This is a genomic window from Campylobacter concisus (assembly GCF_002912425.1).
GTDB classification, from domain to species: domain Bacteria; phylum Campylobacterota; class Campylobacteria; order Campylobacterales; family Campylobacteraceae; genus Campylobacter_A; species Campylobacter_A concisus_AH.
In genome coordinates, this window is sequence record NZ_POYR01000025.1 from 1 (window position 1) to 8,679 (window position 8,679).

The following is an 8,679-nucleotide window of genomic DNA, read 5'->3' on the forward strand; positions in this document are numbered from 1 at the left end:
GTTTGGGTTTAAATTTTATATAAATGCTTAAACCTTGCCTGCTATAATTTCCAAAATTTACAAAAGGCACTTTATGTTTTCATCATTTTTCAAAGACAAAAAATGGGCGCTTTGGGCTTACGGCGGAGCGATGTTTATCATCTTGCTGCTTGTCTATCAAACGCACCTAAACGTCCGCATCAACGAGTGGTATAAAAATTTCTACGACATCATGCAAAACTCAAAGGATCACAAAGTAGATGAGTTTTGGCAAGGGATATTAAATTTCTTAAAGATCGCCATGCCATACGTCGTGACCTACACGGTGATATCGTTCTTTGCGAGCCACTGGGTCTTTCGCTGGAGGGAGGCGATGACCTTTAAGTATCTCAAATTTTGGCGAAACTGCCACAGCGACATCGAGGGCAGCTCGCAGCGTATCCAAGAGGATGTTTATCGCTTTGCTAAGATCATGGAGAGCCTTGGTGTGCAGGTTTTAAAGGCGTTTATGACGCTCATCGCCTTTATACCGGTGCTTTGGGAGCTAAGCAAGAGCGTGAGCCTGCCCTACATCAAAGACATCGAGGGATCGCTGGTTTATATCGCTCTGCTAATTAGCGTTGGAGGCCTCATCGTATCGTGGTTTGTAGGCATAAAGCTACCACATCTTGAGTATAACAACCAAAAAGCGGAGGCGGCGTTTAGAAAAGAGCTAGTTTATGGCGAGGATGATAAGGTCAAATTTTGCCAGCCAAACGTCATGCTAGAGCTTTTTACAGGGGTCAAGCTAAACTACTATAAACTCTTTTTGCACTATGGCTACTTCAACCTTTGGCTCATCTCGTTTTCGCAAATTTTAGTCATCGTGCCTTACATCATCATGGGTAATGGCCTATTTAGCGGTGTCATCACACTTGGTGTTTTGATCCAAGCTAGCAACGCTTTCTCACAGGTCAGAGAGAGTTTTAGCGTCTTTATCGATAACTGGACGACGATAACGGAGCTAAGGTCGGTCAATAAGCGTTTGAGAGAATTTGAGAGAAATATAGACTATAAAGCGTAGTGGGTTAAATTTATATATCAAAAAACTCAGACAAATTTTAAAATTTCATGAACGAGTAGTTTCGGCTCTAAAATTTGAGCTAAGCGATAAGCGAAGCCAAATTTTAGTAGTCAATTCTTGCGAGTGAATGAAAGTTTTAAAATTTGCAAAAATGGTAAATTTCTATTTTTGAAATCGCAAAATTTAAATTTCACCCCTCGTTTAACAATGCATATCCAACTCAAGCTATAATACGCCAAATTTTAATCCAAAAAGGATGAAAATGAAAAAAATTTTACTTACGTTATTAACAGCTAGTATGCTTATCACAGGCTGCACGAGCGTCACAAAGTCAGGCGCTGTCGGCATAGACCGAAAACAATTTATGCTAGTATCGGCTGAAGCGATGGAGCAAAGTTCAGCTCAAGCTTATGTCAAGACGCTAACAGCTGCTAGAAACAAGGGCGAGCTAAATGTCGATCCGATCCTCACAAAAAGGGTTCAAGATATCGCAAAAAGGCTGATCGCGCAAACTGGCGTTTTCAGAGAGGATGCCCTAAAATGGAAGTGGCAAGTAAATGTCATAAACGAAGATACGCTAAATGCTTGGTGCATGCCAGGGGGCAGGATCGTCGTTTATAGCGGCATCATCAAAAAGTTAAATTTAACAGATGCGCAGCTAGCAGCGGTCATGGGTCACGAGATCGCGCACGCGCTTAGAGAGCACAGCAGAGAGCAAGCGAGTACCGACCAGCTCAAAAACATCGGCATCTTCGCAGTTACAACTGCCACAGGACTTGGCGACCTTGGCGCAAGCGCTCTAAATTTAGCCAGCCAATACACCATTTCTCTGCCATTTTCTCGCTCACATGAGACCGAAGCCGATCACATCGGCACTGAGCTAATGGCAAGAGCTGGGTACGATCCAAAAGAGGCGGTCGAAGTTTGGGTTAAGATGAGCAAGATGAATGTTGGCAAAATACCTGAAATTTTAAGCACTCACCCATCAAACGAGAGCAGGATCAAGGATCTAAAAGAGATCGCAACAAAGCTTGAGCCAATCTATCAAGCAGCCAAAAAAGGCTAGGCTTGATCGAGCGAGCAAAGCCAAGCGACCTTGAAGCGATCACGCAAATTTATAATGACTACATATTAGAAAGAAGTGCGACTGCTGATATGCGGCCAGTTAGCACAAAGGAGCGAGAGCCTTGGTTTAACGCCCACGGCGGCTCGCGCCCTATCTTTATCTACAAAGAAAATGATGAAATTTTAGGCTACTGCTCACTAAGCGACTTCAATCCCAAGATCGCTTACGATATAAGCGTAGAGATAAGCATCTATGTCGCTAAAAAAGCCCTTAAAAAGGGTATCGGCAAGCGGCTTTTAGCCCACAGCCTAAATGAAGCTAGAGGGCTAAATTTAAAAAACATCATCGCACTAATCTTTAGCAAAAACGAAGCAAGCCTTGGGCTATTTTTGAAATTTGGCTTTGAAAAATGGGGCGAACTGCCTGGCGTTTGCCTGATGGATGGCGAGTATAAAGATGTCGTTATCTTGGGGCTAAAGCTCTAAAAGCCAAGCATTAAGCAAATGAAGATATAATCACTTTCTTCTTGGGTAGATGTCCGAGCGGTTTAAGGAGCACGCCTGGAACGCGTGTGTGGGGTAACTCGCCGAGAGTTCGAATCTCTCTCTGCCCGCCAGAAATTTGACAAAATTTATTCTATTGCCCTAATACAAAAAGAAATTTAAAGGATCAAAATGATCGAACATTTGCTGCTATTTTTTGCACTGCTAGCCATCATCATCGCTTTGGTGATGGTCTCAAACCGCCTAAAGGTCGCCTATCCTGTGCTATTAGTCCTTGGCGGGCTTGCCATTAGCTTTGTGCCAAATTTACCAAGTATTAAGATCGATCCTGAGCTTATTTTCATCATATTTTTACCGCCACTTCTTTACGAGGCCGCGTGGGCAAACTCGCTAAAAGAGCTCTTTAAGTGGCGCCGAATGATTGGCAGTTTTGCCTTTATCGTGGTTTTCATAAGCGCAGCAGCGGTTGCAGTGATAGCAAATTTAGTGATCCCTGGCTTCTCGCTCGCCCTTGGCTTCATGCTAGGAGCCATCGTCTCGCCACCAGATGCGGTGAGCACGGCAGCTATCCTTAAATTTGTCAAAGCCCCGCGCAGGATCAGCGCTATTTTGGAGGGCGAGAGCCTTTTAAATGACGCCTCCTCGCTCATCATCTTTCGCTTCGCTGCAGTTGCAGTGACAACTGGGCAGTTTATCTGGTACGAGGCGGCTGCTAGCTTTGTTTGGATGGTGGTTGGTGGCGTTTTGGCGGGTCTTGTAGTGGCACTTGCGGCTTATTTTTTACATAAAATTTTACCGACTGATGAAAACAGCGACACTATAATGACCATCACGACGCCTTATATCATGTATATCTTGGCTGAGGAGCTAGGTGCTAGCGGCGTTTTAGCGGTGGTTTGTGGCGGACTTTATCTCTCAACTAAGAAAAACGAAATTTTCACCGCTTCAACAAGGATCCACGCGGTGCCCGTTTGGAACAACTTTATCTTTTTGCTAAACGGCCTTGCTTTTACCATGATCGGCCTTGATCTTCCTGAAATTTTAGCAGGGCTAAAGCGTAGCGGCGTCTCGCTCTTTGAGGCGGTCTCTTACGGCATTTTGGTCACTGCTGTGCTCATCGTTATCCGCCTCATGGCATCTTATGGCGCTGTTTATATCACGATGTTTATGAAGCGCTATATCAGCGTGGCGGACGATCGCAACCCAGGCAAAGCCACACCTTTTATCGTTGGCTGGGCTGGCATGAGGGGCGTAGTCTCGCTGGCGGCGGCACTTTCTATCCCTGCCATGGCTGGGAGCGAGCCCTTTCCGCACAGAGACCTCATCTTGTTTATAACATTTGTCGTGATCTTGCTAACGCTCGTAGTTCAGGGCTTAAGCTTGCCACTGCTCATTAAAAGTGTGAAATTTCCAGACTTTAACGACCATATGCCAAATGAGCTTGCAAGGATAAAGATAAAAAAGGCGATCGCAGAGGCTTCGCTTAAATTTCAAAGCGAGAAATTTTGCAATGAGGAGAATTTCTTGTTTCAGAAACTCAAAGAAGTTTGGAATTTCGAGCTTTCAAATGAAAATTTCGAGATCAGCGACGAGGTCAGGCAGACCTATTTTGAGATCCTAAATGAGCAGCGAAAGGCGCTTTGTGAGCTAAACAAAGACCCAAAGATCGACGAAGAGGTCATTAGGACGTTTTTATATCACATCGACCTTGAGGAGCAGAGGTGGCAGCCGCATAGCGAGCACTAAAATTTTCTTCCAACATTGCAACTTACCGCACCACAAAATCTCTTGCCAAATTTGGCCTCGACGATGAGCACGAGCACGAAAAATATCTTCTCATCGTTCATGCGTGCGATCTGGCGCAAAGTCTGGCTGGGACTATTAAATTTAACATCATTTTCGCGCAAACTCTTACAAAACAGGGTCTCATCAAAGCCAAGCATGCGTGAAATTTCACTGATGCTGTAAGGCTCAAGCGAGGCGATGATGCGGTCCATGTTGCAGATCGTTGGATTTTTGCGGTGCGTGGCGACATCGATCATCTCATTTATGAGCTTTACTAGCTTTCTTCTGCGGTTAAAAAGGTGCAAGATCACGGCACAAACGATCAAAGCTCCTGCAAATTTGTGCGCGCTCATCATCCACTCATTATACTCGCCCATGGCGAAATTTAGCCCAGTAAATGCAAGCAGGCAGATCCCACAGGCAAGAGCACAGACGATACAAAATTTATATATCACTTCAACTTTTAGCAATGCAAATTCCTTAGTTTTTTGAAATTATACACCTACTATGCAAAAAATGAAGGTCGCCAACTATAAATTTAGCTGGCGCATTAGGGTAAATTTAGCTAAAACTTATAGTTAAAGCTGAGATTAAAGGTGCGTGGATCGCCATAAACCATCTTGTTTGCACCAATGCCCTCGTAGTATTTTTTGTTAAAAAGATTGTCGATATTTAGCTGCACGTCAAAGTTTTTAGCAAATTTATATCCAAACATCAAATTTGCCAAGGTGTAGCCCTTTTGCGTGATCTCTCTTGCGCCCTTGCCAGTGTAAATTTTACTCTTATACATAGCCCCAGCTCCTACTCTAAAGTCCCTAAATTCATACTTTGCAAATAGATTTGCCGTGCTTCTTGATGAGTCGGTGGCATATTTTTCACCATTAGCATCTTTTGCGTTAAAGTGCGTTGCACCAAAGCTTAGGCTTAAGTTTTTAGTGATCTCGCCGTTTAGATCTAGCTCGACACCCTTACTTGTCACGCCTTTGCCAGCTTCATATATGTCGGCATTTGTCGCTGGATTTTTCTTGCCAGTCTTTACGCCAAGCTTGTCTTGCACGATCTTAAAGACGCCAAGACTTGCTTGAAGCGACCCGTCAAGATACTCACCTTTGATGCCCACTTCATAGTCTTTGCCTTGGATAGGATCTAGATATTTATCATTTGCATCTTTTACGGTTTGAGGTTTAAATATGCTCGTGTAGCTAGCATATAGAGTGTGGTTTGCTCCGATGTCGTAAGTGACGCCAAGATATGGTGTGATCTCATTTGTGAAATTTCTATTGCCTTTACCACCCTCGATCTCGTATTTGTAGTAGCTCACCCTGGCACCTAGCAAAAATTTAAGCTCATCGGTGATTGATAGTTTATTTGCCGCGTAAAATGCCTTTTGTATCGTTTTGTCTTTATTGTTTTGATCTTCGTAAGGGAGTTTTGGATCATCAAGGTGTAAATTTTTAAAGTCTATCCTACTTCTTGCCGTATAAGCAATCCCAGCTGGCGTGGTCTTTTGTAGCCAGTAGCTACTTACCTTATCGCTACTTTTTTTATAGTTGTTATACATAGCGCCAAAGACAAACTCATGAGATAAATTTGCTATCTCGTAAGGGATATTTGCGTATGCATCTACGTTGTGGATATTCTCCTCTCTTTTGTTTGCATAAACGCTAAGATCACCTATGTTACCAGTACCGTCTAAATTTACCGCTCCGCCGTAATAGAGTAGATTTGAGTCAGTGTTTGCCCGTCTAAATGAGTAGCTTAAATTTAAGCTCGCTTCATTTTCAAAGTAGTGCTTAAAATCAGCGTAAAAATCAAGCGTCTTTATGTCCCACCTAGTCCAAGGCTGAGAGAAAATTTCATTTTTACTAAAATTTGTCCTAGAGCCATCTGCGTAAAAAGCTGGCATGCCGCCCCACCTACCGCCGTGGCGTCTTAGCTCTTGATAAAACGCACCAAGACTAAGCCATGAGTTATCGCCTATGTCACTATCGACTACGCCGTAAATCGCGCTATTTTTTCGGTTGTAATAATCCATATAAGAGTGCGACTTCTCATGCATAAATGAAAGCCTCGCTCTGACGCTTCCGCTCTCATTTACAGGCGTTTGCACATCGCCATTTACGCCGTATCTATCGTATGAGCCAGCACTTACACCAAAATTTCCTTTTAGCTCCTTTGAGTCTGCCCTTTTTCTTATGAAATTTAAGCTTGCAGCTGGGTTGCCGGCGCCTGCAAGCAGGCCATTTGCCCCTTTTACCACCTCAACTCTCTCATAAGGCAGCATGCTCATATCATTTGCACCAAGACTAAAGCCACCAAAGCTAGGCATCGAATCAAGCAAGTAATAATCTATCGCAAAGCCACGAGCCGTCGGATATACGCGCTCGTCCCATTTATTTAGCGTGACGCCAGGGACATTTCTAAGAAGCACTTGATAGTCTTTGATGCCTTGATCTTTTAGCCTAGCCTCTGTTAGCACAGTTAGCGACTGGGGCGTTTGGCGAGAGGTTAAATTTAGCCTAGTTGTGCTCTTTACAAGCTCTTTTGCAAAGTAGTTTGCGTCGTCTCTTCGCTCACTCTCCACGACATCGACCGCTTCTAAAACCTTGTCATTTTCACTAGCATAAATTTGAGGCAACGCCAAATTTAAAGCAACTAAGCTAAATAAAATTTTTTTCATTTTTTCTCCTTTTAAATTTTCTAAACCACAGATAAAGCCCTGAGATGCTCAAAACTAACGGCGAGATACCCACTATAAACCAGATAAATTTTGTAGTTTGGTTGTAGTTTCCAAAGTGTGATCTTCTAAAGGTCGAGAGGATTTTCTCACTTAAATTTGCATTTTTTATGTCTAAGACGCTAACTAGCTTGCCGCTTTCTTTGTCGTAGGTGATAACGCTTGAGTATTCGTTATGCAAAAAGCTTTGCCATATCACATAGCCAAAGATACGGATGTTTGCCCCTTGCATGAAAGGCAACGAGATGAAGTGTGGCTCAAAGCCTTTTATGTCCTTTCTCGATCTAGCGACCAGCTCATCAAGGGATAAATTTTTGTTATAAATTTTTGCGTCTATTACGAAGTCATTTTTAAACTCTGGCGCGCGTGCCATCTGAAATTCCCACCAAGCGCCGCTTATGCAAATGAGCAGTAAAACTGGCGTGCAAAAAATTCCTATTATCTTGTGGATGTCGTTCATGAAAACATTTAGCCCATTTACGCGCAGTCTAAGCAGGGTTAGCCAAAATTTACGGTAGATCACAAAGCCGCTAATGCAGATAAAAAATGTAAAAATAGCTGTTAAAAAGAGGATAATGTTTCCACTTTTTCCAAGAAGAAGCTCCTCATGGATATGCGCCAAAACCCCGAAAAATCCCTCATCGTGCGCAAGTGGCTCGCTCTTTATCTTGCCGCTAAAAGCATCAAAATAGATAAATTTCCACTCTTTTTTGCTGTCGTTATGCTCGATTAGCCAAATTTTGTCGCATTTTTTAGGGTTTGCATCGATATTTATACCAACCATCTCGTAGCCGCCAAACTTGCTTGCGATGATATCTCTTAGTTCATCAAAGCTAATCCTTTTGCTTAAATTTTCTTTGTTTAAATTTACATTTACGATATTTGGGATAAAAAGGCTGTTTAGTTCGTCTTTATAAACGAGGATCGCACCGCTAAAGCAAACTACGACAAGCGGGATAAAAAAGAGAAGCGACAAATATGCATGCACCTTGTAAAAAAGCTTTAAATTTAAAAATTTCACCCCTTATGCCACCTTTTAAAAGTTAGTCTTGATAACAGCTCGCAATTTTATAAGATTTTTGCTTTTATAATTTTTAAAACCATTATCAAAATATAATTTTAAAAAGAAAATGACGTTTGTGAAATTTGAGTTTAGAAAGGTAAGAATTTGATTTGAAAAGATAGAAAACTCCTCTTTGTGTAAGCGGAAAAGCCAGAAAAGGGGGAAGCAAAGTCTTAACCGCTACAAAAAGGAGGGTCCGTTTAGGACGATGAAATGTTATTACTTAAATATAAATTTTAATGAAATTTTTAGTTAATAAAAAAGAAATTCTGCGTAATACTAAATTAAATCACTATATTTAGGCATTTACTAAAAAATTTCTCTTTTAGAAAGATAAAAATATATGCTTTGTATAAAAGTAAAATTAACATTTTAAATTTTATTTTTATTACTACTAAACGTGGCTTATTCAAAAGTTCTATCAAATTTTAAAATTTTATGAACGAATAATTTCGGCTCTAAAATTTGAGCTAAGCGATAAGC

Annotated in this window: 7 protein-coding genes and 1 tRNA gene; 5 read left to right on the plus strand and 3 right to left on the minus strand. The window is 41.8% G+C overall.

The annotated features are described in order from the left end of the window. The first annotated feature begins 73 nt into the window (after positions 1-73). From CYP84_RS01400 to CYP84_RS01420, 5 genes are all read left to right on the plus strand, one after another. Entirely contained in the window at positions 74-1,042 is a 969-nt protein-coding gene (locus CYP84_RS01400) for a putative transporter (protein ID WP_103573056.1), read from the plus strand. Positions 1,043-1,304: 262 nt separating this feature from the next. Then, complete coding sequence (locus tag CYP84_RS01405) at positions 1,305-2,108, plus strand: M48 family metallopeptidase (protein WP_103636422.1); 804 nt, start codon at positions 1,305-1,307, stop codon at positions 2,106-2,108. 2 nt (positions 2,109-2,110) lie between these two features. Beyond that, positions 2,111-2,593, plus strand: coding sequence for a GNAT family N-acetyltransferase (locus tag CYP84_RS01410; protein ID WP_103636423.1), 483 nt, complete (start codon positions 2,111-2,113; stop codon positions 2,591-2,593). A gap of 43 nt (positions 2,594-2,636) precedes the next feature. Further along, a tRNA-Ser gene (locus CYP84_RS01415) sits at positions 2,637-2,724 on the plus strand. A gap of 58 nt (positions 2,725-2,782) precedes the next feature. Continuing rightward, a complete protein-coding gene (locus CYP84_RS01420; protein ID WP_103636424.1) occupies positions 2,783-4,357 on the plus strand; it encodes a Na+/H+ antiporter in 1,575 nt (524 codons plus the stop codon). Here CYP84_RS01420 and CYP84_RS01425 read toward each other — a convergent pair. From CYP84_RS01425 to CYP84_RS01435, 3 genes are all read right to left on the minus strand, one after another. Beyond that, a complete protein-coding gene (locus CYP84_RS01425; protein WP_103636425.1) occupies positions 4,354-4,866 on the minus strand; it encodes a chemotaxis protein in 513 nt (170 codons plus the stop codon). The two genes, CYP84_RS01420 and CYP84_RS01425, sit on opposite strands and share 4 nt — an antisense overlap. 95 nt (positions 4,867-4,961) lie before the next feature. Next, positions 4,962-7,076 carry a TonB-dependent siderophore receptor gene (locus CYP84_RS01430; RefSeq protein WP_103636426.1) on the minus strand — a complete coding sequence of 705 codons (2,115 nt, stop codon included), beginning with the start codon at positions 7,074-7,076 and terminating at the stop codon, positions 4,962-4,964. Further along, complete coding sequence (locus CYP84_RS01435) at positions 7,057-8,154, minus strand: PepSY-associated TM helix domain-containing protein (protein ID WP_103636427.1); 1,098 nt, start codon at positions 8,152-8,154, stop codon at positions 7,057-7,059. Before CYP84_RS01435 ends, CYP84_RS01430 begins: the two co-directional genes overlap by 20 nt. Positions 8,155-8,679: the final 525 nt, after the last annotated feature.

Coding starts and splice junctions, on each gene's coding strand:
- CYP84_RS01400 (WP_103573056.1), top strand. CDS start 74: ATGTTTTCATCATTTTTCAAAGACAAAAAATGGGCGCTTTGGGCTTAC.
- CYP84_RS01405 (WP_103636422.1), top strand. CDS start 1,305: ATGAAAAAAATTTTACTTACGTTATTAACAGCTAGTATGCTTATCACA.
- CYP84_RS01420 (WP_103636424.1), top strand. CDS start 2,783: ATGATCGAACATTTGCTGCTATTTTTTGCACTGCTAGCCATCATCATC.
- CYP84_RS01430 (WP_103636426.1), bottom strand. CDS start 7,076: ATGAAAAAAATTTTATTTAGCTTAGTTGCTTTAAATTTGGCGTTGCCT.